This is a genomic window from Lacihabitans lacunae (assembly GCF_042649125.1).
Lineage (GTDB): Bacteria > Bacteroidota > Bacteroidia > Cytophagales > Spirosomataceae > Leadbetterella > Leadbetterella lacunae.
On sequence record NZ_JBHRYQ010000001.1, the window covers coordinates 3,855,141 to 3,878,694 of the forward strand.

General features: G+C 38.5%; 16 protein-coding genes. 8 read left to right on the top strand and 8 right to left on the bottom strand.

The annotated features are described in order from the left end of the window. Positions 1-28 precede the first annotated feature (28 nt). The 4 genes from ACFOOI_RS16585 to ACFOOI_RS16600 form a co-directional block, all read right to left on the bottom strand. Positions 29-820 carry a 5'-methylthioadenosine/adenosylhomocysteine nucleosidase gene (locus ACFOOI_RS16585; protein ID WP_379839146.1) on the bottom strand — a complete coding sequence of 264 codons (792 nt, stop codon included), beginning with the start codon at positions 818-820 and terminating at the stop codon, positions 29-31. Beyond that, entirely contained in the window at positions 811-2,103 is a 1,293-nt protein-coding gene (locus tag ACFOOI_RS16590) for an NCS2 family permease (RefSeq protein ID WP_379839147.1), read from the bottom strand. Before ACFOOI_RS16590 ends, ACFOOI_RS16585 begins: the two co-directional genes overlap by 10 nt. Before the next feature lie 189 nt (positions 2,104-2,292). Continuing rightward, the gene (locus tag ACFOOI_RS16595) at positions 2,293-3,138 is read right to left on the bottom strand and encodes an ATP-grasp domain-containing protein (RefSeq protein WP_379839148.1); all 846 of its coding nucleotides are present in this window, start codon (positions 3,136-3,138) and stop codon (positions 2,293-2,295) included. A 67-nt stretch (positions 3,139-3,205) separates the two neighbouring features. Beyond that, complete coding sequence (locus tag ACFOOI_RS16600) at positions 3,206-4,648, bottom strand: hypothetical protein (RefSeq protein WP_379839149.1); 1,443 nt, start codon at positions 4,646-4,648, stop codon at positions 3,206-3,208. 212 nt (positions 4,649-4,860) lie between these two features. On the opposite strand from ACFOOI_RS16600, the gene ACFOOI_RS16605 reads away from it, so the two are divergent. The 8 genes from ACFOOI_RS16605 (at position 4,861) to ACFOOI_RS16640 (ending at position 16,663) form a co-directional block, all read left to right on the top strand. Further along, on the top strand, positions 4,861-5,547 hold the full coding sequence (locus ACFOOI_RS16605) for an NUDIX hydrolase (protein ID WP_379839150.1): 687 nt from the start codon (positions 4,861-4,863) through the stop codon (positions 5,545-5,547). A 158-nt stretch (positions 5,548-5,705) separates the two neighbouring features. Then, a complete protein-coding gene (locus ACFOOI_RS16610) occupies positions 5,706-7,247 on the top strand; it encodes an alpha-N-arabinofuranosidase (protein WP_379839151.1) in 1,542 nt (513 codons plus the stop codon). A 444-nt stretch (positions 7,248-7,691) separates the two neighbouring features. Then, a complete protein-coding gene (locus ACFOOI_RS16615) occupies positions 7,692-9,665 on the top strand; it encodes an alpha-L-arabinofuranosidase C-terminal domain-containing protein (protein ID WP_379839152.1) in 1,974 nt (657 codons plus the stop codon). Next, positions 9,662-11,299 (top strand): ribulokinase, encoded by a 1,638-nt coding sequence (locus tag ACFOOI_RS16620; protein WP_379839153.1) that lies wholly within the window; start codon positions 9,662-9,664, stop codon positions 11,297-11,299. Before ACFOOI_RS16615 ends, ACFOOI_RS16620 begins: the two co-directional genes overlap by 4 nt. Before the next feature lie 143 nt (positions 11,300-11,442). Further along, positions 11,443-12,915 carry an L-arabinose isomerase gene (araA, locus tag ACFOOI_RS16625; protein ID WP_379839154.1) on the top strand — a complete coding sequence of 491 codons (1,473 nt, stop codon included), beginning with the start codon at positions 11,443-11,445 and terminating at the stop codon, positions 12,913-12,915. Positions 12,916-13,063: 148 nt separating this feature from the next. Further along, entirely contained in the window at positions 13,064-13,762 is a 699-nt protein-coding gene (locus tag ACFOOI_RS16630; RefSeq protein ID WP_379839155.1) for an L-ribulose-5-phosphate 4-epimerase, read from the top strand. 75 nt (positions 13,763-13,837) lie between these two features. After that, entirely contained in the window at positions 13,838-15,493 is a 1,656-nt protein-coding gene (locus tag ACFOOI_RS16635; RefSeq protein ID WP_379839156.1) for a sodium/sugar symporter, read from the top strand. Between the two features lie 36 nt (positions 15,494-15,529). Then, on the top strand, positions 15,530-16,663 hold the full coding sequence (locus tag ACFOOI_RS16640; protein ID WP_379839157.1) for an aldose epimerase family protein: 1,134 nt from the start codon (positions 15,530-15,532) through the stop codon (positions 16,661-16,663). A 64-nt stretch (positions 16,664-16,727) separates the two neighbouring features. Here the strand turns inward: ACFOOI_RS16640 and ACFOOI_RS16645 are convergent, their stop codons facing one another. The 4 genes from ACFOOI_RS16645 to ACFOOI_RS16660 all read right to left on the bottom strand — a co-directional run bounded on the left by ACFOOI_RS16645 (position 16,728) and on the right by ACFOOI_RS16660 (position 23,408). Beyond that, positions 16,728-17,744 carry an LLM class flavin-dependent oxidoreductase gene (locus ACFOOI_RS16645; RefSeq protein ID WP_379839158.1) on the bottom strand — a complete coding sequence of 339 codons (1,017 nt, stop codon included), beginning with the start codon at positions 17,742-17,744 and terminating at the stop codon, positions 16,728-16,730. A 126-nt stretch (positions 17,745-17,870) separates the two neighbouring features. Further along, positions 17,871-18,737 carry an inositol oxygenase family protein gene (locus ACFOOI_RS16650; RefSeq protein WP_379839159.1) on the bottom strand — a complete coding sequence of 289 codons (867 nt, stop codon included), beginning with the start codon at positions 18,735-18,737 and terminating at the stop codon, positions 17,871-17,873. 72 nt (positions 18,738-18,809) lie between these two features. Then, on the bottom strand, positions 18,810-20,381 hold the full coding sequence (locus tag ACFOOI_RS16655) for a RagB/SusD family nutrient uptake outer membrane protein (protein WP_379839160.1): 1,572 nt from the start codon (positions 20,379-20,381) through the stop codon (positions 18,810-18,812). An 18-nt stretch (positions 20,382-20,399) separates the two neighbouring features. After that, complete coding sequence (locus ACFOOI_RS16660; RefSeq protein ID WP_379839161.1) at positions 20,400-23,408, bottom strand: SusC/RagA family TonB-linked outer membrane protein; 3,009 nt, start codon at positions 23,406-23,408, stop codon at positions 20,400-20,402. Between the last annotated feature and the right edge of the window lie 146 nt (positions 23,409-23,554).

The window sequence follows — 23,554 nt, forward strand, 5'->3', positions numbered from 1 at the left end:
TTGAAGGCATAAATTTAAGATAGTTTTTTCACATTTTATCTAAAATTCCCATGACCAGTCGTATAGCGTTATCAGCGGCAGGTTTTTTAAATTCATTGAAGTCTACGTGTGCTTGGTTATTGGCATTGTCAGAGCAACTTCTTATGACTAAAAACGGTATGTGGTTTTGGAATGCAATCTGTCCCAAAGCGGCACCTTCCATTTCTGTGGCAAACGCGTCGAACTCTCGGTAAAGCCATTTTGCTTTTTCGGTATTAGAAAGAAAGACGTCGCCCGTAGCTATTTTTCCAAAAAAAACTTGGGGTTTATGTTCGTTTATTTTTTCGAAAGAAATATCTGAAATTACAGATTTTGCCAAAAGTAACAAAAGGCTATCAGACTTAAAATATAAGGGATTAAGCTTTCCTTCAAGATTCGTAGTAGCCCTAACGATATATTGGTCTGCTAAGTGTTTTGCATAATCGTGGTGAAAAACCGAGGTAGCTACTACCATGTCGCCCGGGTAACTTTCAGGATGCACGCCTCCTGCTACTCCCGTAAAAATAATTTTTGAAACCTTAAATCTGCTAATGAGCTTGGTGGTGCTATAAGCTGCATTTACTTTACCAATTCCGCTTTTTAGAATTACTACTTTTTGGGTATGTATTTTACCTTTATAGTAAACCAAGCCGTCTTTTTTTATAATCTTTTTTTGCTTCAAAGTATCGGTCAAAAGCTTAATTTCTTCAGGCATTGCACCTACAATCGCAATTCGCTGTGCATTACTTGAGCTAAACGAAAATATAAAGAGAACGTAGAGTGAGATTTTTTTTAAACCCATAAAGCAAAGAGTGAAAGAAAATTGATTACGATTAATACCCACGATATTTCTGATTTTTTGTTTGAAAAAAACTTTAAAACTGTCCAAGCCAAAAGGCCAAAAACTATTCCTTGTGTGATACTAAATGTAAACGGAATAAGTACCAAAGCCAAAAAACATGGGATACCTTCTGAGAGGTCCTTCCAGTTGATTTTGTTGATTGGTGAAAGCATAAATGTACCCACCAAAACCAAGGCTATCGAGCTTGCCACACTGGGTACTAGCGAAACCAAAGGCGATAAAAACATCAGAGGCAAAAACAAAAAAGCGGCTATTATGGCGGTTTGACCGGTTTTTCCTCCTTGTGATATTCCCACAGAAGATTCTATAAAAGCAGTGCCTGGACTACTGCCAACTAGCCCTGCAAAAAGCGTTGCGGCTGAGTCTGTAATCAGAGATTCCTTTAAGTTTTTTGGTTCGCCATTTTGGTCGGTTAGACCTGAAGCCTCACTTAAGCCTACAAAAGTAGAAAGGCTGTCAAATAAGTCCGTAAATGCAAATACAAAAATAATAGGCAAAAAACTATACTTTAAACTGCCCCAAAGGTCAGCCTGAAAAAGTAGGCTATAGTCTGGCCATGAAAAGAACCCCGTATAGTTTACTACCGTTTGGCTTCCGAAATTATAAGCGGCGGCATCTCCCCACCATCTTCCTATCGGGTAGGCCAAAATGGTGGTAAATATGATTCCAATTATTATGGCTCCATTTACTTTTCTAACTAACAACGCTGCGGTAAATAGTAAACCGGCCAAAAAGGTGAGGGTGTGTGGGTCTTTTAGCGAAGCCAAAGAAACTAGTGTGGCCGGATTGGCAACTACAAAGTGGGCGTTTTGGAAACCGATAAAACATATAAATAAACCAATACCCGCAGCAACGGCATGCCTAATTGGCTTTGGAATAGCTTTAACGACTCCTTCGCGAATATTGAAAATAGATAAAACCAAAAATAAAACTCCTGCCCAAAATACAGCACCCAGTGCCTGTTGGTAGGTGAGGCCCATGCCCAAAACGGCAGTGTAGGTAAAGAATGCGTTCATACCCATACCGGGTGCTACCACTATTGGATTTTTGGCATAGATTCCCATCATGAGGCTACCGAAAAAGCAAACTAAAACCGTGGAGGTAACTACCGCATTAAATGGCATGCCAGAGGCCGAGAGAATGGCAGGATTAACGGCTACAATATACACAGTGGCTAAAAATGATGAAATACCTGCTAAAACCTCAATTTTATTTAATTTCATGACCTTGGTTTAGTTTGAAATATCAATATAGGCAAATATGTGATTATTCATATATTCATTGTAGATCTTGGCATAGAATCAAATCCTTTTCAAAATAAATATTGATAGAATATCCGTCATATAGTAATAATGAAACTGCATATTCCTTTTTCAGTATTAAAAAGGAAGTGTTTAAAAATCGCCTTTAAATTATTTCAATATTTCCAAATACGCTTCAATATACCGATTCAAATATTCTTCCGAAAACTCAAAATAAAGGTCTGGTTCAATCATTTCTAATTCCATCAAATGAAACTCATTATTAATCACTAAACCATCCACACGTGCATAAAGCAAGGGCTCTGTTACATGGTTTACAATATTCGCAGCTATTTTTAGTAATTCTTCATTAGGAAAATATGCTTGATATAGACCTCCAAACTGCCTTTGGATTCTAAAATCTCCCTCAGCTGGTTTTTTTATGATGGAATGACTGAATTTTTTATTGAAAAATATCATCGAAATTTCCCCTTCCTCTATTTCATTTAAAAACGGCTGAATTAGCCAATCGCCCGTTTTTATTTTGTTAAGAATTGAAAGGTGGTTTTCGGGTCTAAATTCAAATACTTCGGTCAAGTAAGATCCTGCAGACACCGCCGGCTTAATCACTATTTTATTCCAAAGCTTCGCCTCGATCTTTTCAATTACATCCTTTTCATCAGAAAATATAGTCGGAATAATTTTGATACCAGCATTGGCAAATTCCCTCAAGTAAAACTTGTGCATGTTGTCAAAAATAACAACTGGAGGGTTAAAAAGCGGCACGCCTAATTCTATGATTTTTTTAAGCCAAGCTCTAAATTCCGCCTCTCGTGTATAATAATCCCAAGTACTTCTGATTATGAGGTTATCGTAACTTTTCCAGTCGATAGATGCATCGCTCCAGACTACAAACTCTGCATTGATTCCTTTTTCTTTAAATTCATTCGGTAAGTTTATTTCAGCGGGTATACCATTTGGGTGCTTTTCGCAGGTAACTAAGCCAATTTTTTGCATTTGTTTTTTGAAAGTAATATTGGGCAAAAGTATCAAATTTGAATTTAAAAAAAATGCCTTATTGATATCAATGCGGGTAAGGGTCGTAGGTCGAATAAAACAAATTGTCTCTATTTACTATTTTTAGTCTTTTTAATAGGAGCACTGCGTCTTTATTTTCTTCTGGCTTGGTGATTGCATACCACGAGACTACGGTCGCAGGTGTTTTTAGCACAGTAACTTCATCTTTTGAATTTGCCAATTGATACATAGCCTGCCTTTCTTTGTGGCCATCGTCTGATACTTCGATATTTCTAACCGTAAAAAATATCAATACCAATGGAATGTACACGAGTTTGATTTTTGATTTTTGATTTTGAAATAACACCAAAGAGGTTTTGCCAAAATAGAATATTAAGATGAGTGTAACAGGAAGATACGTGTCAGCTCTAACGATATAAGGCCTGTAAGCTCGGTATCCACCTAAAGGCAAAAGCAGCGTATAAATCACCACAAAAAGTATTAACCAAAGCCCTAAAGTTAAAAGGCTTTTAGTTTCTTGAAGTTTCTTTTTATGTATTAGGAATAAATTAATATCGATAGCTATAAGTATTATCAAAGGTCCAAAACTATCTAAGAAATAAATTGCAACGCCTTTAAAAAGTTTAAGATACATTTCGGAAAGGGTAAATTGGTCGGCAACTAGGGTTTCGGCGTTAAATGTGCCTAAATAAAAAGAATAGAAGCTCAACAAAACGGCTATCTGTACACCAAAAGTATAAGAATTAGATAGATTTTTTCTATGCCATTTTAAATCTGGAATTTTAATACGAAGGCCATAAGTTTCGGAATATAAATACAAGAAATATATGAACCCAATAATTATTACTATGGGTGCATTTATGGCTCCATTTAGTGCAATTATGGGAGCCATAATAATTGAAAATAGCACAAAGTATTTTTTTATTTTTAGTTTTTTACCCGAAAATTGCTCTATAAATATGGGACTAAAGAAAAGTAAAACCCAAAGTACGCCAAGAGAATAAAAATAGGTATATGTTATGTAAGGGCTGATTATTGACATCCTGATTTTGCCCGGGCCACCTGCTTGGAAAAGCGGTGCAATCAAAACCGCAAACCACCATAAGTTCTTGTTTTTTAGACTAAAACTTCCCACACCAACACACGCTAATAAATAAATAAAAAGGATATGTATCAATAGTTTACTAATAGCCGCGGAAACAAACAAACTTACGATTGGGTCAAAAAATACCTGTAACCAAAGTGGTACATTATTGAAGAAATTGTACTGCTGCCAGTGTGCAAAAAACCTATTGGGCACATTGTAAATCTCGTGATTAAATATAACTGAAGTACCAAGCGGGTCGGCCAAGACCTTTTTATAGGGTTCGGTAGGAAGCACCACTGCCAATAAATCACCATCGAGCATGGTCTCGTAATATTGATAAAACGAAAAACCAAAGTAAATGAGAAAATATAAAATGAAAATATAAAAGTTGTTTTTATTCATTCTTGAATTATACAATTTCCTTGGTTAGGATTTTAAACTTGGGCTACTCGTTTCTATTTAAGGGCTAAATTAAGAAATGAAATACACTTAGCGACTATTTTATTCGCTCAATTTTCAGGATTTGTATTTTATGGTTTTTGATATCACCTCATTTTTAAAATATATTTTTTACTTTTACCCATAATTAGTTTCTTAAAATTCAACCACATTAAATGCAATATCCTCAAGCGTCACGTATCATGTTAGCCATCGACTGCTGTATTTTTGGTTTTGATGGTGATGATTTAAAAATTTTATTAATCAAAAGAAATTTTGAACCGGAGGCTGGTAAGTGGTCGCTGATGGGTGGTTTTTTAAAAGAAAATGAAGATTTAGAGATAGCCGCAGGACGAATTTTGCATGAACTCACCGGACTAAATAATGTATACATGGAGCAGTTAAAAGCACATGGGAAAACAGACCGTGACCCAGTGGAGCGTACGGTTTCAATATGTTTTTTTGCATTAATAAATATTCATGAGCACGACAGCGAACTAGCACGAAAGAAAAATGGACAATGGTTTAATATTGCAGATAAACCCAATTTGATTTTTGACCATGACGCCATGGTAGAAAGTGCTCTGCACCAAATCAGATACAAGGCAGCTTTGCATCCCATCGGTTTTGAACTTTTACCCGAAAAATTCACAATACCGCAGCTTCAAAAGCTGTACGAGGCCATTTATGACTCCAAACTAGACCGCAGAAATTTTAGTCGCAAGATACTTTCTACCAAATTGCTGATTTCTACAGGAGAAAAAAATGAGAATGCAGCAACCAATAAAGCCATGTTGTATAAGCTTGATTCCGAAAAATACAAGTCACAGTTTAACGCATTTCACTACTTTATTAATCTTTGATTTTTCAATCAAGCAATTTCTTTTTGTTGTAAAATTCAATGTAATATTTTGGTTTTATTTTTTAATGGTGTAGATTTAACACATATTTATATTTTTGGTAATATTTGGACTATTCTAGTACTATCAAATCTATTTTTTAAAATTCAACCTTTATTTAAATGAAAAAAACTGTTTACAAACTTCTGCTGCTTGTATTAGTTCCAAGTGCTGTGTTTTCTCAAACTCGCGTAACGCTCAATACCGATTTAGCTCAAACCAAAATCAATAAACACATTTACGGGCATTTTGCCGAGCATCTAGGTAGATGCGTTTACGAGGGCATGTATGTGGGTGAAAATAACACGAAAATTCCGAATACGGAAGGCGTTAGGAATGATATAATAGTGGCACTGAAAGACCTGAAAGTTCCAAATCTTAGATGGCCAGGTGGTTGTTTTGCAGATGCATATCAGTGGAAAGACGGCATCGGTCCAAAGGCCGAAAGACCCAAAATGGTTAACGTTTGGTGGGGCGGAAGCACAGAAGACAACAGTTTTGGCACGCACGATTTCTTAGATTTATGTGAGCGAATAGGAGCAGAGCCGTATTTGGCTGGAAATGTAGGCAGCGGATCTGTCAAAGACCTGAGCGATTGGGTAACGTATGTGAATCATCCTGCCGGAAGCCCGATGTCTGAACTTAGAAAACAAAATGGCCGTGAAAAGCCATGGAACGTGAAACTGTGGGGTGTAGGAAATGAGGCTTGGGGCTGCGGTGGAAACATGACGGCTGAGTATTATTCCAACATTTACCGACAGTATGCCACGTTTATGCAAGACAACAAAGACGCCAAATTGTATAAAATAGCATCAGGTGCCAGCGATGGCGACTACGCTTGGACGGAGACTTTAATGAAAAACATTCCGCATAATATGATGTCGGCAGTGGCACTTCACCACTATTCGGTTTTGAGTTGGAGCGACAAAGGCCCAGACGTGAATTTTACTGAGGCACAGTATTTTAAAACCATGGAAGAAGCTTGGAAAATGGAGGATTTTGTGACCCGACACAGTACCATCATGGATAAGTACGATCCAGCCAAAAAAGTGGACTTGATTGTAGACGAGTGGGGCGGCTGGTACGATGCCGAGCCAGGGACAAAAGACGGAGTTTTGTATCAACAAAATACCATGCGTGATGCCATGATTGCTGGCCTTTCATTGAATATATTTAATAACCACGCAGATAGAGTTAGAGGGGCTAACTTGGCTCAAATCGTTAATGTGCTGCAAGCAGTGATATTAACCAAAGGCGAGAAAATGATTTTGACGCCAACCTATCACATCATGAAAATGTATAATGTGCATCAAGACGCCACATTGGTACCTTTACAAATAGAATCGCCAGATTATGTTTTTGGTGATAAAAAACTAAAGGCGGTTTCGGTTTCTGCCTCAAAAGATGCCGCGGGTGCAATAAATATCTCTCTTACAAATATTGATTTTTCTAAATCTCAGGAGGTTACAATTAGCCTAAGAGGAGAAGATTTTACAAAAGTTTCAGGTCAAATATTAAGTTCTGAAAACATCCACGACCATAATAGTTTTGAGCAACCCAACAAAATTTCAATTAAAGATTTCGCAGGGACGAAAATGGAGAAAGGCATTTTGAAATTAAAATTACCTGCCTATTCTGTAGTGGTTTTGAATGTTAAAAAGTAAGTAATAAGGAGAAGATTGTTAAGGTGTAAGTAGAGCGTATGGAGTGAATTATTTAAAACATTTCGCATTCATCCGTAGCGATAATTAATTAGAGTGTTTAGAGTAGAGAGAATATGTGTAGCAAGAGATTAATCATTTAATATTTAGTATTCATTCGTGCATTCGTGGCGATAATTAAGTAGAGTGATTGGAGTAGTGAGAAAATGAGTAGCGAGAGTGTAATTATGGAACATTTAGAATTGATTGGTGCATTTGTGGCGATAATTAAGAAGAGTGTTTGGAGTAGAGTGAATATGAGTAGCAAGAGACTAATCATTTAAAATTTAGTATTGATTCGTGCATTCGTGGCGATAATTAAGAAGAGTGTTTGGAGTGGTGAGTTGAAAAGTGATTTATTAAACATATCGTATTCATTCACTAAAATAAAAAAGCAAAATAGAAATTATGAATAATATCAAAAAACTGATATTTGCCATTTTGATTGGGGCAAACGCAGCGGCTCAAACTCCAATCAAAATAGAAGTAGACGCCACCAAGCCTCTATTTCCAATTCAGCCGACGATGTACGGAATTTTCTTTGAAGACATAAACTTCGGGGCAGATGGTGGTTTGTATGCCGAACTAATAAAAAATCGCTCTTTTGAGTTTGAATACCCGTGGATGGGCTGGAAACATATACCAGAAGCCGAAACGCGATTCAATACTGAAAATGAACTGACCATCTATAATAATTCAAAAACAAACCCTCAAAATCCACGTGTAGTACGGGTTGATATCAGAAATGCGACCAAAACCATTGGCCTTCAAAATGAGGGTTTTGATGGTATTGGATTTAAAAAAGATGCCAAATATGATTTTTCAGCTTTCGTAAGGTCAAATAAAGGAAACGTCAATATTGAGGTTCAGCTTTTAAATGAAAAAGATGAAATTATAGGAACAGCAAAAGCTTCGCAAAGCTCTATCAGTTGGGGAAAAGTAGAGGCCGTGCTCACAGCTAACCAAACTGTTCAAAAAGGGAAAGTGAATGTAATTTTTAGTGAGGTAGGTCAAATTGATATTGACTTAATATCCCTCTTCCCACAAGACACTTGGAAAGGTAGAAAAGGGGGGTTAAGAAAAGACATGGTGCAGCTTTTGGCGGATATGAAGCCGGGGTTTGTGCGTTTTCCAGGCGGATGCATAGTGGAAGGTCGCACACTTGCCGAACGCTACCAGTGGAAAAAAACAGTAGGAAAAATTGAGGATAGAGAGTTGTTAATAAACCGATGGAATAAAGAATTTAGCCACAGACCAGCACCCGATTATTACCAAACCTTTGGCCTTGGTTTTTATGAATATTTCTTATTGTCCGAAGATATCGGAGCAGAGCCTCTGCCCATTCTTTCTTGTGGCTTGGCGTGTCAGTTTAACTCCTCTGAAACCACCCCGCTCGATGAGCTCGACCCGTTTGTGCAAGATGCCTTGGACCTAGTTGAGTTTGCTAATGGTGACATTAACACCAAGTGGGGAGCCTTACGTGCCGAAATGGGGCATCCGGCACCATTTAATCTAAAAATGATTGGGATAGGAAATGAGCAATGGGGGCAAGAATATTTTGACAGATATGAGCTTATTTCAAAAGCCTTTAAGGTAAAATATCCCAACATAAAACTGGTTTCAGGAACAGGCCCAGGTGCCGAAGGAGAACTCTTTGAGCAAGCCGAAAAGGCTTTGCCAAAACTAAACGCCGAAATAGTTGATGAGCACTACTACAAAGACCCAAAATGGTTTAGAGACAATGCAAACAGATACGACAAATACGACCGAAATCGCTATAAGATTTTTGCAGGAGAATATGCGGCTCAAAGTCATGGCGTAGTAAACCCAGACAACAAAAACAATTGGGAGTGTGCTTTGTCAGAGGCGGCTTTTATGACGGGTCTAGAACGAAACGCTGACGTGGTTTATATGACTTCTTATGCTCCGCTTTTTGCTCACGTTAACCGTTGGCAATGGACGCCCGACCTCATCTGGTTTGATAACCTAACGTCTTTTGGTACCGCTAATTATTATGTGCAAAAACTGTTTGCTAATAACCCAGGAACAAGCACATTGCCTATTAAATCAAATGGCGAGAATCTTACTGGTCAAAACGAAATTTATGCCTCATCTTCTTTTGACGAGAAAACAAATGAAGTTATTATTAAATTGGTCAATATTTCAACTGAAGCTAAAAGTATTGAATTAGACATAAAAGGCTTAGCAAAGCGTGCTTCCGGAAGAAATATTAAAATTGTTGAAAGTGACTTAAAAAAATACAATACCATAGATCAACCAAATAAAATCACGCCTTCGGAGTCTCTTTTTACGATAGAAAAAGGGAAGTCTATGCTTTCGTTGGCACCCAATTCGTTTCAGATTTTTAGAATAAAAAAATGAGTAAAAAATATACAATAGGCCTAGACTACGGCACTGACTCGGTGAGAGCACTTTTGGTCGATTCAGAAGGCAATGAAATCGCCACTTCTGTAAGTTATTATCAAAGATGGAAAGAGGGACAGTTTTGTTTACCTGCAGAATCGCAATTTAGACAACACCCTCTTGACTATTTGGAAGGATTAGAAAGTGCAATAAAAGGTGCCTTGGCGGAGGTTTCGACTGACGTTATCGAAAACATTGTCGGTATTTCAGTTGACACCACGGGTTCAACTCCAGTGGCGGTTGACCAAAACGGTACTCCCTTGGCTTTGTTGCCTGAGTTTTCTCAAAATCCCAACGGGATGTTTATCCTCTGGAAAGACCATACGGCAAATGCCGAGGCTGAAGAAATCAACACTTTGGCACATTCGTGGTCGGTAGATTATACTAAATACGTAGGAGGAATATATTCTTCGGAATGGTTTTGGGCTAAAATATTACGAACGCTACGCGTTGACCCAAGTATCAGAGAGAAGGCATTTTCGTGGGTGGAGCATTGCGATTGGATTTCGGCAGTTTTAACGGGAAATACCAATCCATTAACACTCAAAAGGAGTAGGTGTGCGGCGGGTCACAAAGCTATGTGGCATCCCGAATTTGAAGGACTGCCTTCAGAAGAATTTCTGATTACCCTAGACCCACTTTTGGCAGGTTTGCGTGAGCGATTATATTCCGAAACCTATACTTCAGATCAAGTCATGGGAACCCTTTCAACCGAATGGGCTAGTAAGCTAGGTTTGCCCGATCACGTTGTAATAGGAGTAGGTGCTTTTGATGCTCACATGGGTGGAGTGGGTGCCGAAATAGAGCCTTATTCACTGGTTAGAGTAATGGGAACCTCCACTTGCGATATGTTAATAGCACCAAATGAGGAAGTTGGGCATCTGTTAGTAAAGGGCATATGTGGTCAAGTAGACGGTTCCATAGTGCCCGGCATGTTGGGTATGGAAGCCGGCCAATCTGCTTTTGGCGATGTGTATGCTTGGTTCCAAAAAATGCTTTTGGGGCCAGTTTTTGAACTTTTAGAAAACCAAGAAGAAAAAGATAAACTATCTGAAAAACTTATTCCGCATTTATCCAAAAAAGCGAGCCATTTACCTTTATCCGAAAATGACCCGATAGCTTTAGACTGGTTTAATGGACGTAGGACTCCCGATGCCAACCATACTTTAAAAGGGGCTATTTATGGGTTGAACCTAGGATCAGATGCCGCTCAAATATTTAAAGCTTTGGTAGAAGCTACTGCTTTTGGCTCAAAGGCCATTGTGGATAGATTTATCTCAGAAGGTGTGCCAATTAAGCAAGTTATTTCGATTGGTGGGGTAGCAAAAAAATCAGCTTTTGTGATGCAAACTTTAGCCAATGTGTTGGATGTGCCCATCAAAGTCGCAAGTTCTGACCAAGCATGTGCCCTCGGTGCCGCAATGAACGCTGCCACAGCCGCAGGTATTTTTAATACCATAAACGAAGCTCAAAACGCAATGGGTTCAGGCTTTGACTCTACCTATTATCCTGAAAAAGATAAAGTTAAAATATATAAAAAAATGTATCAGAAGTACTTAGCTTTTGGTGCTTTTGTAGAAATGAAAGGGTGAGTTTTTAAGTAAAATTTTTTAAATATCGGGGATTTATTCCGAATGAAATTGATCTTAAATACTCTTCTCTCAAAATAATAAAGAAAATATACAATATATAAATACCTTAAGGCTATTTCCTTGGTTACTTTTAAAGAAAAACAATGACAAATTTAAAACAATACGAAATTTGGTTTGTGACGGGTAGTCAAGACCTGTATGGAGCGGAGACACTTAGACAAGTAGACGAGCACTCAAAAGTTATTGCGGAAACGCTAAATGCTTCCTCTGAAATACCGGTCTCAATAATTTTTAAGCCTGTTGTAAAATCTCCAGAAGAAATCCTGACGATTTGCAATGAGGCCAATTACGCTAAGAACTGTATCGGAATAATAACTTGGATGCATACATTTTCGCCCTCAAAAATGTGGATAAAAGGCCTTACAGCTTTGCAGAAGCCACTTTTGCACCTGCATACACAGTTTAATAGAGACATTCCGTATGCCGAAATTGACATGGATTTTATGAACCTCAACCAATCAGCACACGGCGATAGAGAGCATGGGTTTATTTTGACCAAAATGAAAATTAACCGCAAAACAGTAGTAGGCCACTGGGATGCTCCAAACGTAAAAGCCCAAATTGGCGTATGGGCCAGAGTATGTTTAGGACGCAACGAAATGAAAAACCTAAAAGTGGCTCGTTTTGGGGACAATATGCGTGAGGTGGCCGTTACAGACGGAAACAAAGTGACAGCAGAAGAGAAGTTTGGAATGTCTGTGAATACCTATGCAGTAGGAGATTTGGTTAAGATAATAAATCAAATTTCGGATGCAGAAATTCAGAATTTAATAAAAGAATACGAATCAACTTATCAAATGATGGCTTCGCTCAAGTCAGATGGAGCTATGCGTGCTTCACTTATAGAAGCAGCTCGGATAGAACTAGGAATCAAAGCCTTTTTAGAAGACGGAGGTTTTGGAGCATATACCAATACTTTCGAAGATTTACACGGCATGCGTCAGTTGCCCGGCATCGGCTCACAGCGTATGATGGCCGCCGGCTATGGCTATGGAGGTGAAGGAGACTGGAAAACTTCGGCCATGACACGAGTGATGAAAGTAATGGCGACTGGACTAAAAGGTGGCACCTCATTTATGGAAGACTATACCTACCACTTTGACCCCTCAAATCCTATGGTTTTGGGCTCACATATGTTAGAGATTTGTCCGACTATAGCAGATGGCAAAGTGCATTGTGAAGTACACCCATTAGGTATCGGAGGAAAAGAAGACCCAGTTAGGTTGGTGTTTAATGCCTGTGCAGGGCCTTCTATCAATGTCAGTTTGGTTGATTTAGGAAGCAGATATAGGCTTTTGGTAAATGAAGTGGAGGCGGTAGCTGTCACCGAGGCATTCCCGAAATTACCAACAGCAAGAGCCCTTTGGAAACCCCAGCCAAGTATGGAAGTAGGCCTGCAAGCATGGTTAATGGCCGGCGGAGCTCATCATACGGTATTTAGTCAAAATCTTACCACAGAATATTTGGAGGACTTCGCTGAGATGTTTGATTTGGATATTGTGGTGATAGACGCAGATACCAAAATCAGAGATTTGAAGAGACAATTGAGAGGATAATTTTAACTTTATTAAAGGAGTTGTAAGCATTAGAAAAGGAAGTTTTTAGGATTTGTTTTAAATAGCAAAAAGGTAAATTGAAATATTTATTAATCCTGATTATCACCTTTTCTAATGTCAATTTCTAAATAAGATACCACTAATAATTATGTATAAAGACCTTAGACAAGAATGTTTCGAAGCCAACATGCAGCTCCCCAAACTGGGCTTGGTACTTTTTACCTTCGGAAATGTAAGTGCGGTAGATCGGGACAAAGCTGTATTTGCCATTAAGCCGTCTGGAGTGCCCTATGAAAAACTTCGCTGGGAAGACATCGTGATTATGGATTATGACGCCAAAGTAGTGGATGGTAACATGAGGCCTTCGTCAGATACCAAAACGCACGCTTTGTTATACAAAACTTGGGATGACATTGGTGGAATTACGCATACCCATAGCACACATGCAGTAGCTTGGGCTCAGGCAGGCTTAGATATCCCGATTTTCGGGACTACCCATGCAGACCACACCCACCAAAATATACCCTGTGCACCGGCACTTTCTGATACAATGATTGAGGGGGACTATGAGCATGAAACCGGGAATCAGATTTTTGATATTTTTAAAGAAAAAAAACTTTCTCACAAAGAAGTAGAGATGGTGCTTTTACAAAATCATGGGCCATTTACTTGGGGAAAAGACGCCGAAAAGTCGGTCTACAATGCGGCGGTTTTAGAGGAAATTGCAAAGATGGCAATGCTTACTTTACAGATAAATCCTTTGACCCCTATTTTAAAAGATTCTCTTCGCAAAAAACATTATGAGCGTAAGCACGGAAAAGACGCTTATTATGGCCAGGGATGTTAATTTAACCATATTTTTTATAAAAAATCCACAAAAATAAAGCATATTTGATATTCAACCATATCTATAAAAACTATAATGAAATTAGGATTAGAATCGCTTGATTACGCCATCTTTGGCGTGTACTTTATTATCGTGTCCATGTACGGATACTGGGTTTACAAAAACAAAGGAAAACAGACCGCAGATGCCAAAGATTTCTTCCTTGCGGAGGGTTCGCTTACATGGTGGGCTATCGGAGCGTCGTTGATTGCTTCTAACATTTCTGCCGAACAATTTATCGGTATGAGCGGTCAAGCATTTCAGTTAGGACTTGCTATTTCGGTTTACGAGCTTTTGGGAGGAGTTTCGCTTATCATAGTGGCGGTATATTTTTTACCGATGTACCTCAAAAATAACATTTACACCATGCCGCAGTTTTTATCCAAAAGATATAACACGCGTTTGGCAACTATTATGGCAGTTTTTTGGTTGTTTTTATACATCACCGTTAATCTAACTTCTATCATTTATTTAGGAGCTTTGAGTCTTGAAAAAATGACAGGCTTTGGTTTTATGACCTGTGCCTTTTTCCTCACCATTTTTGCTATCATAATTACTTTAGGCGGTATGAAGGTAATCGGCTATACGGACGTTATCCAAGTGGTTTGTTTGGTTTTTGGAGGTTTAGCGACCACTTATTTGGCTTTAGATTTACTTTCTGAAAGGGTAGGGACAGGTTCAGGTGTTTTAGAAGGACTCAGTCTCATCAAAGAAAAAGCAGATAGTCATTTACACATGATTTTTAGTCCGGGTCAATATTCGGTTCATGACGGCAAAGGTGGCTTTATAGACGCTTATAAGCAACTTCCAGGTGTTATGATGTTTATTATTGGGGGGCAATTTGTAAACAACTTAAACTATTTTGGCTGTAACCAATACATCACTCAAAGGGCTCTGGGTGCAGACTTACGAACCGCCCGAAACGGTTTGTTATTTGCTTCGGGTCTAAAAATGATCATGCCGTTTATAGTGGTTTTGCCAGGACTTGCAGCTTACGTGCTTTTCCAAGAAAATGCTGATCCAGCTATCGTAAATGGTATTACTCAAAACGGCATAGTGAAACCAGACAATGCTTATCCAGTGCTATTAAATATTTTGCCAACAGGATTAAAAGGTCTTGCTTTTGCGGCACTTACTGCTGCCATAGTGGCGAGTTTGGCTGGCAAAGCAAATAGTATATCTACCATTTATGTTTTGGATATTCATCAGAAATTTTTTCAGAAAGAGATGACCCAAGCCCAAACTGTCAAAACAGGTAGAATCGCCATTTTGGTAGCTTTTGCGTTGGCTTTAATGATAAGTCCATTATTGGCTAATTTTGGTCAAGCCTTTGAATACATTCAGGTATATACGGGGTATATTTCTCCTGGCATACTTTCTATTTTCCTTTTAGGGTTTTTCTGGAAAAAAACCACCGCAAACTCGGCTTTGGTTTCTGCTATATTGAGTATTGCATTGAGCACGTTAATCGCCTTTGTTTGGCCAGAGTTTCCTTTCCTAAACAGAATGGGCGTGGTATTCTGGATATGTAGTGCAGTTATGGTAGCCATTAGTTTAGTAGAATCTCGTGGAAAAGAGAGCACAAGTGCTTTTGAAGTAAATAAAGAATGGTTTAAAGTTACGCCAGAGTTTAGATATGGAACCATAGCCATATTGGTGGTTTTCAGCGTAATCTATTATGTTTTTTGGTAAAAAATGAATTGACATCAAAACTTGAAAGAAATCAAAATGAAAAAAATACTAATTTTGGCATTGGCCATATCGATATGGTCATGCAACAACACAAAAAAAGAAGAATCGATGAATATTAAAGTAGAAGAAATGGGAGCTTTGGCTTCGGGCGATAGCGTAAAACTATATACATTAAAAAATGCCGCTGGCATGGAAGTAGCCATAATGAATCTAGGGGGAACCATAGTAAAATGGACTGCACCAGACAAAGATGGCGTTTATGCCGATATAACGCTAGGTTCAAATAACCCTGAAGACTATTTTGATAATACAAAATACTTGGGTGCATTGATTGGAAGATTTGGAAATAGAATAGCCAAAGGGAAGTTTTCGATAGATGGGCAGGAATACACGCTTGCCATAAATAACGGACCGAACGCACTTCACGGAGGGCTTAAAGGTTTCAATGCCGTTATATGGGATGTAACTCCAATAGAAGGAGCGGAGCCAGGTTTAAAGTTAACCTACGTCTCAAAAGATGGCGAAGAGGGATACCCAGGCACACTTAATGTGGAGGTTGTTTATCTGTTAAAAGCTGATAATTCATTAAGTATCACTTATACCGCCACTACCGATAAGAAAACGGTGGTAAATCTAACGAATCACGCATATTTTAATCTTAAAGGAGAGGGGAAAGGCGATATTTTGGATCATGAAATATCTATTAAAGCCGATAAGTTTTTGCCTACTGACGAAGGCTTAATACCAACTGGAGAATTAAAGTCAGTAGTAGGAACACCGTTTGATTTTCTAAGTTCGCATGTGATTGGTGAAAGAATTAACGACACCACAGATATTGACATATTACGTGGAGGTGGATATGACCATTGTTGGATTTTCGGAGACTCTTCGAACACGCTGAAATCTGTGGCGTTTGTGTTAGAGCCTGCTTCAGGTAGAACCATGGAGGTATTTACCACAGAGCCCGCCGTTCAGTTTTATACCGGCAACTTCTTGAATGGTAAAGCAACAGGGAAATCAGGCGTAAGGTATGATAAAAGATTTGGGTTTTGTTTAGAAACACAGCACTACCCAGATGCTCCTAACCAAGCGGCATTTCCAAGCACCATTTTATTACCAGGCGAGACTTATAAAACTACTACTGTCTACAAATTTGGAGTAAAGAAATAAGAATTGTAGAAATTCAATAAGGATAAAAGCGGGTTCACTTTTTTAGGAAGTGAACCCGCTTTTTTTATACAGATGCTTTATTGACGATCGGCGAAACTTTAGTTCCGATAAGTTCTATGGCATTTAATAACTGCGTATGACTCAAGCCGGCATTGTCCATTTGGAAAGTCAACCTCGCTATGCCGCCCAATGCTTGGCTATGGCGTAAAATCTTGTCTGCAACTTCTTCGGCACTTCCCACCAAAAACGCCCCCAAATAACCCGCTTGAGACTCAAAATGTGGTCGTGTTACGGGTGGCCAGCCTCTTTCTTTTCCTATTTTAGTAAACATTTCTGCGTAGCCTGGGTAATATTCTTCTTTGGCTTTGTCGGTGGTTTCGGCTACATATCCGAGTGAGTGTAATCCTACTTTTAGTTGGTCAGGAGTAAAGCCTGCTTTTTCACCTGATTTTCTATATATGTCTATCAATGGTCTAAATCTGTGGGTTTCTCCGCCTATGACTGCTACCATAAGGGGCAAGCCCATGCTTCCGGCTCTAGCAAAAGACTCTGGTGTGCCGCCTACACCCAGCCAAACAGGTATTTTTTCTTGAATGGGTCTTGGGTAAATCGCCTGATTTTTAAGTGCTGGCCTAAACTTTCCGCTCCAATTTACCACTTCGTTATCTCTGATTTGTAGAAATAGGTTTAAGTTTTCTACAAAAAGAGCATCATAGTCATTTAGATTTAAGCCAAAAAGTGGAAAAGCGTCTATAAATGAAGCTCTGCCAGCTACCATTTCGGCACGACCATTTGACACAAGGTCGAGAGTGGCTAAAGACTGGAAAGCCCTAACGGGGTCTATAGCACTTAGAATCCTTACAGCGTTGGTGAGCTTAATATTTTGTGTTCTCGAAGCTGCTGCTGCCATAATTATATCGGGTGCCGAATCTAAAAAATCACCTCGGTGATGCTCGCCTATGCCAAATACATCTAAGCCTACTTTGTCTGCAAATTCTATTCGTTCTAATAGCTCAGCTATGGATTGATAACTGCTTTTGTTTGGGTTTGCTGCCGCAAAACTATCTATACCTATTTCCATAATTTTATTTATTTAATGTATAAACATATATTGACTTATAAATAGTTGCATTATAGTTTTTTTGGACCTTCTAAATAAAAAAAACAGCCCTTTTGAGGCTGCTTCGTAGTATAATATGGGAACGGTTTAAAACTTTAGTGTCGGAGGTAAAAACTTAGCTACCAATTCTTCGTAGTAGGGTTTCAGTGCTTTTACATCAGGGGGTGTTGGTGCCTTAGAGTACAAATCATAAGGGTTAAACTTATCTACCCATTTAAACATTTCATGGTCATGAGCTGACATCAAATGGTCGTATGCTTTTTCACGATGTTGTGAATAAAACGAGTGGTATCTTAACATATAAAGACCTTCCTCAGGTAGATAGTCTTTCATGATTTGATAAATATATTCGTCGTGTCCCCAGCTCATTTTTACTTTGTCTAAACCACAATTTGGCTCGTAAACACCGTATTTGGTATTAAACTTAGGATTATGAAAATCGGGGTTTGCTTCGAAATACTCTGAATAAACGATTTTGTCAGAATGCTTACAACCCACCGGGAATGTGTCGCCCACAACGCACCACTGCGGCTCGCCAAAAAGGCAAAGGACTTTTCCTAAATCGTGTAAAAAACCAGTGAGTACAAACCAGTCTGGGTGTCCATCTTGTCTAATTGCTTCTGAAGTTTGAAGCAAGTGCTGAAGTTGGTCTAAGTCAGTATCTGGGTCACTATCATCTACTAGGGTATTCAAAAAATCCACGGCATCCCAGATGCTCATTTCTCTTTTGTCGAATTTTAAAAACTCTTTTTCTTTTTCTACCACAAAATCATAAGTTTGATACGTATGATTTAATCTATAAAACTCTTTTACTGTGGCTACACGGTCCGAGTCTACATAATTTCGGTAGTCTTCTTTGGCTTTAGTTCCAGGTTCTGGGTACCTTTTTACGATGTCATCCTCCCAGTCGTCTAAGCTGGCAAGAGGATTTTGATTGGTTTCTAATAAACTCATTATCAAATTTTTAATTATTTCCGAAATTTAGTAAATAAAGGGATAACTTTTTGGGTTATCCCTTTGAAAATATTAATACCCAGGGTTTTGTGTAAGCTTAGGATTGATGTTTAGGATATTTCTAGGAATTGGAAATAATCTTTTGTTAACGTCAGTGTCTGTTTTAAGACCCCACTTACCTTCAAATTTTCCAAATCTAATCATATCGTTACGTCTCCAGTTTTCATTACAAAACTCACGAGCTCTTTCTGCATATATGGTTTCAAGATTTACAGTTGCTAACTCAGTAGCGTTTCTAATTTTCCTAAGGTTGTTTACTAAAGCTAGTGGAGTACTTCCTGAGGTGGCAGCTGCCCCTCTTAATATTGCCTCAGCTTTCATTAACAAAACATCCGAATATCTTAAGAACGGAAAATCGTTTCCTTGATTACGTGTCGTAGAAGTTTTGTCAGGGAAAAATTTCGCATACCTAAATCCTTGTGCCCACGCTTTTTCGTCGTTTCCAAGATCAAAAGCCGCCACGTTTCTAAATTCTAATTTAGGCATAAGTTCTAAATGGTAGTCAATACTCGCTGAACCGTCAGCTCCTGTGTAATCAGTATCGAAACCTTTTTTGGTTGTCTTAACAGTTATCGGTAGGCCAGAGTCTAAATATTGCTTTCCTCCAAGTAGCATTTTTGCTCTTACGTCTGCTGGTTCATTAAAGTTAGCCAAATATTCTTCTTGTACACTTATGGCTCCTGACGGCGTAAATGGCAGCTCATATTTAGCTCGCATAGCTCTGTGTAAGTAGTATCTAGCAAGGAATTGGCCACCCGAGATATTGTCAAACGGTACAGAGAAAATGAATTCTTTGATTTGTGGGCCGTTGTCAATATCAAACATTTTAGCAAAGTTTGTTTCTAAAGCAAACTTGTTTGAACTGATTACATTGTCACACATTTTTACTACATCGTCATATCTTTTTTGACCCGTATATACTTCGGAGTTTAAGTACAATTTAGCTAACAATGCATAAGCCGTAAACTTAGTTGGTCTACCGTAGGTGGTAGCATCCACATTGCTACTTAGGTTTGGTATCACTTCCAACAATTCTTTCTCTATGAAAGCAAAGATGTCTTTTCTTGGAGTGGTAGTAGGCGTAGTTGTTTCTCCAAATTTGGTTAGTAAAGGCACATTGCCCCATAGGTCACACATGATGAAATACGAGATAGCACGCATGGCTCTTAGTTCTGCAAGCCCTTGTGCTTTTGCAGGCGTTTCTGGTGCTGTTTCTACCACAGCCAAGTTTTGGTTGATAGTCGTGATGGTGCCTGATATCCAGTTCCATGTTCCATCTATTTGGGCATTGTCAGGATTCCAGTTATGTTGATGAAGTTGAAAATATCTTGCTCCGTCATACCAGTTTCCGCCACGTGCTGGCAATATAGACTCATCTGAGCTTAGTGACTGAAGAAACCAATATGAAAGTGCTATACTTCCTCTAAATGAAGTATAAGTAGGGCCAGAGGCTTGAATAAAGTGCTCTGTTCTTGTCGGGAAGTTTGCCTGCGTTAGAGCATTTTCAACAGGCACCTCTAAGTCGTGACATGCAAAGAGCAGTCCTGCAAAAAGGCTGATAATTATGTATTTTATATTTTTCATTTCTTTGAATTTTTTTAATTAAAAGCTTACGTTTACACCGAACATAACAGTTCTTGTTTTTGGATAAAAACCGCCTCCAAATCTGTTCCAGTCTATACCAGGAGTCAAACCTCCAAGGTTAACTTCAGGGTCGATGCCTTTGTATTTTGTAATCACAAAAAGGTTGTTTGCTGAAGTATATAGTCTTAGGTTTTTAATGTAATTGCCTTTAGTTTTTACAGTATAACCAAACGTAGCATTGTCCATTCTTAAGTAACTACCGCTTTCAATATATCGGTCTGAATACTTAAATGCATTGTAGTCAGTGATAGGCTCTGTGCCAGTTTCTACCAATACATTGTACGAACCAGCTTCTTGAGGTCGGTTATAATCTGCTCGGATAGAGTTCATGATTTTGTTTCCAAATACCCCTCTAAAGAAGAAGTTTAGATCAAATTGCTTGTAGGTAAAGCTGTTGTTCCAACCCAATAATAGTTTTGGCTGGGCACTTCCTGCTAAGTAATAATCTCTCTTGTTTTGTGGCACAAGCGTAAGTTTGCCTGTATTGTCATAAAACTGAGAAACTCCGTTTTCGTCTCTACCTGCATATTTAAAGGTATAAAACTGTCCAACAGGCTGACCGCTTACTAGCATTTGTACTGTAGAGCCAGTTTGACCACCACCGTTAGGGTTTCCTATTAATAAACTATCAACAACTAGACCTTGACCAGTAAGTGAAACCAAGAGGTTTTTGTTGTGAGCAAAGTTTACGCTGCTGTTCCAGTTGAAATTTTTGTTTTTAATTGGGTTAAAATTAAGTGACAATTCCACTCCTTTATTGCTCATTTCACCTGCATTGGCAGTCAATTGACGATAAAGATAAACTGAAGGGTCTACGTCGTATGTCCAGATAAGGTCTGTTGTCTTTTTGCTATAAATATCTAACGTACCTTTTACTTTTCCGTTTAATATTCCAAAGTCAATACCTACGTTTGACATAATGGTTTTTTCCCATTTAAGGTCTGGATTAGGATTTTGAACTACACCAATTGCCGATGTTTGACTACCATTAAATGAGAAAGTTCCGACATTACCGTATCTAAGTAGCGAGATTAATGGGTTAAAGCCGAGTGAGTTACCTGTTTGGCCATAACTTAATCTTAGTTTTAACTCACTAAAAAAATCTTGGTTTTTCATAAAGTCTTCGCTTTCTATACCCCAAGCTGCCGATATAGAAGGGAAATAACCCCATCTGTTGTTAGCACCAAATGCCGAAGAACCGTCTCTACGTAACGAAGCCTGTAAGAAATATTTACCTGCTAAGCCGTAGTTTATTCTCGCATAGTCAGATATTAATCTAAGTTTTGCAAAGTTGTTTGGTCCATATCCAACCAAGAAACCAGAAACAGCCTGATAGTTACCTAGTCCAAGATAATTTCCTTGGGTATCATCCGTAGGGAAGTTAGTATTGGTTGCCTGAAAACCGTCACCGTTTAAAGTTTGTTGCCACGAATATCCAACTATCGCATTGATATTGTGCTGACCTATTACTTTGCTGTAGTTTAAATAATTCTCAAAAAGAGCATTCTTGTTTTCGTAGGTGTTTCTTACAGCCAAGCCACTTCTACCTGCTACTACCGTGTAGTCAGTAGTAAAAGCGATGTTGTTATAGTTTGTAGTATAATAGTTGTTATAATACTCAGAACCGTTCGTTTGGTTGTTTTGAAGCGAAGCACTCACATTGTAAGAGAAACCAAATGGAAGTTTTAAGTTAGCTGTAATGTTTCCAAGTGTTGTTTTAGAGTTGCTTTTAATAGTTGCGTTGTCAATAATACTCAATGGGTTGTAGTAGTTTGAGCGGGCAAGGTTTTCAGTGTAATTACCGTTGGCATCAAAAGGTGCTACGGTAGGTAAAAATCTAAGTCTGTTGGTCAATACTACATCTTGGAAAGGCACAAAGTTTGAGTTGGTTTGTGTAGTCGCCAATGTGAATCCTAACTTTAGTTTATCTTTCAGTGCATATTGCTCAATCGATAGTCTTCCTATTGATCTTTCTATTCCGCTACTTTTTATTATACCGTCTTGACTGAAATAGTTAACACTTGCCGTATAATTTGTAGATTTGCTTCCACCACCAAAGGTTAGGTTGTGGTTTTGAGAAAATCCTTTTTGAGCTATAACATCCTGCCAGTTTGTGTTAGCACCCGTGTCATCATCTGGCCCTAAAGCCTTATTGTTTGCTTTCAGATAGGCTCTCAATTGGTCCGCAGACATCATGTCAATCGAATTTGAAACCGTTTCAGACGCTATGTAGGCTTTGTAAGTAGCTGTAGTTTGACCTTCTTTTGGTCTGTTTGTAGTTACTATAATTACACCATTAGCTGCTCTTGATCCGTAGATTGCCGTTGCAGCAGCATCTTTAAGTACGTCCATTCCTACTATGTTATCAGGTGCTACAGTAGCGATGTCAGCACCTATAACGCCATCAATTACAAATAAAGGTTGGGCTGCCTCGCCTTCTCTAAGGGTAGATGCACCTCTTAATATTATCGAAGGTTTTGCGTTAGGATCACCACTTCTTGTAATGTTAAGACCGGCTACTTTTCCTTGTAGAAGTTGAGCCGCGTTGCTGATTGCTCCTACGTTTAAGTCTTCTGACTTGATAGAGGTAATTGAACTCGTAAGCGACTTTCTGGTTTGCTGTCCATATCCTACTACTACTATTTCGCTAAGGTTTTGGTCAGAAGTTTTTAGTGTAATATTAATAATGTTTCGGTTGTTTATGGGCACTTTTAAAGTCTCAAAACCGATATAACTGAGTACCAATGTGCCATTAGAAGGGGCAGTCAATTTAAACTTTCCGTTTTGGTCAGTTAAAGTACCGTTTTTAGTGTTTTCTACAGAAACCGTTACTCCTGGTAGAGCTTCTCCGTCTGAAGATTGTACCACACCTTCGAGCGAAATGCTCTGGGCAAAGGCACCATTCAGGCCCAATGCAAATAGCAAAGTGCAGAATAGAAGTTTAAGGGAAGGGTAAATTTTTTGCATAAGATTGATTTTTAAAATTATTATGCAACAATAATAGAATTGGAATATTGTAATAAAAAATATAACGATTGCGAATTTTTATGCAAACGTTTGAAATAGATTTTCAAAAAAATATGGGATTGAAAATACGAAGTTTTTTGTCAAAA

Bases quoted from the DNA above. Each gene is read 5' to 3' on its own strand.
- ACFOOI_RS16585 (WP_379839146.1), bottom strand. From the start codon at position 820: ATGGGTTTAAAAAAAATCTCACTCTACGTTCTCTTTATATTTTCGTTT.
- ACFOOI_RS16590 (WP_379839147.1), bottom strand. From the start codon at position 2,103: ATGAAATTAAATAAAATTGAGGTTTTAGCAGGTATTTCATCATTTTTA.
- ACFOOI_RS16595 (WP_379839148.1), bottom strand. From the start codon at position 3,138: ATGCAAAAAATTGGCTTAGTTACCTGCGAAAAGCACCCAAATGGTATA.
- ACFOOI_RS16600 (WP_379839149.1), bottom strand. From the start codon at position 4,648: ATGAATAAAAACAACTTTTATATTTTCATTTTATATTTTCTCATTTAC.
- ACFOOI_RS16605 (WP_379839150.1), top strand. From the start codon at position 4,861: ATGCAATATCCTCAAGCGTCACGTATCATGTTAGCCATCGACTGCTGT.
- ACFOOI_RS16610 (WP_379839151.1), top strand. From the start codon at position 5,706: ATGAAAAAAACTGTTTACAAACTTCTGCTGCTTGTATTAGTTCCAAGT.
- ACFOOI_RS16615 (WP_379839152.1), top strand. From the start codon at position 7,692: ATGAATAATATCAAAAAACTGATATTTGCCATTTTGATTGGGGCAAAC.
- ACFOOI_RS16620 (WP_379839153.1), top strand. From the start codon at position 9,662: ATGAGTAAAAAATATACAATAGGCCTAGACTACGGCACTGACTCGGTG.
- araA (WP_379839154.1), top strand. From the start codon at position 11,443: ATGACAAATTTAAAACAATACGAAATTTGGTTTGTGACGGGTAGTCAA.
- ACFOOI_RS16630 (WP_379839155.1), top strand. From the start codon at position 13,064: ATGTATAAAGACCTTAGACAAGAATGTTTCGAAGCCAACATGCAGCTC.
- ACFOOI_RS16635 (WP_379839156.1), top strand. From the start codon at position 13,838: ATGAAATTAGGATTAGAATCGCTTGATTACGCCATCTTTGGCGTGTAC.
- ACFOOI_RS16640 (WP_379839157.1), top strand. From the start codon at position 15,530: ATGAAAAAAATACTAATTTTGGCATTGGCCATATCGATATGGTCATGC.
- ACFOOI_RS16645 (WP_379839158.1), bottom strand. From the start codon at position 17,744: ATGGAAATAGGTATAGATAGTTTTGCGGCAGCAAACCCAAACAAAAGC.
- ACFOOI_RS16650 (WP_379839159.1), bottom strand. From the start codon at position 18,737: ATGAGTTTATTAGAAACCAATCAAAATCCTCTTGCCAGCTTAGACGAC.
- ACFOOI_RS16655 (WP_379839160.1), bottom strand. From the start codon at position 20,381: ATGAAAAATATAAAATACATAATTATCAGCCTTTTTGCAGGACTGCTC.
- ACFOOI_RS16660 (WP_379839161.1), bottom strand. From the start codon at position 23,408: ATGCAAAAAATTTACCCTTCCCTTAAACTTCTATTCTGCACTTTGCTA.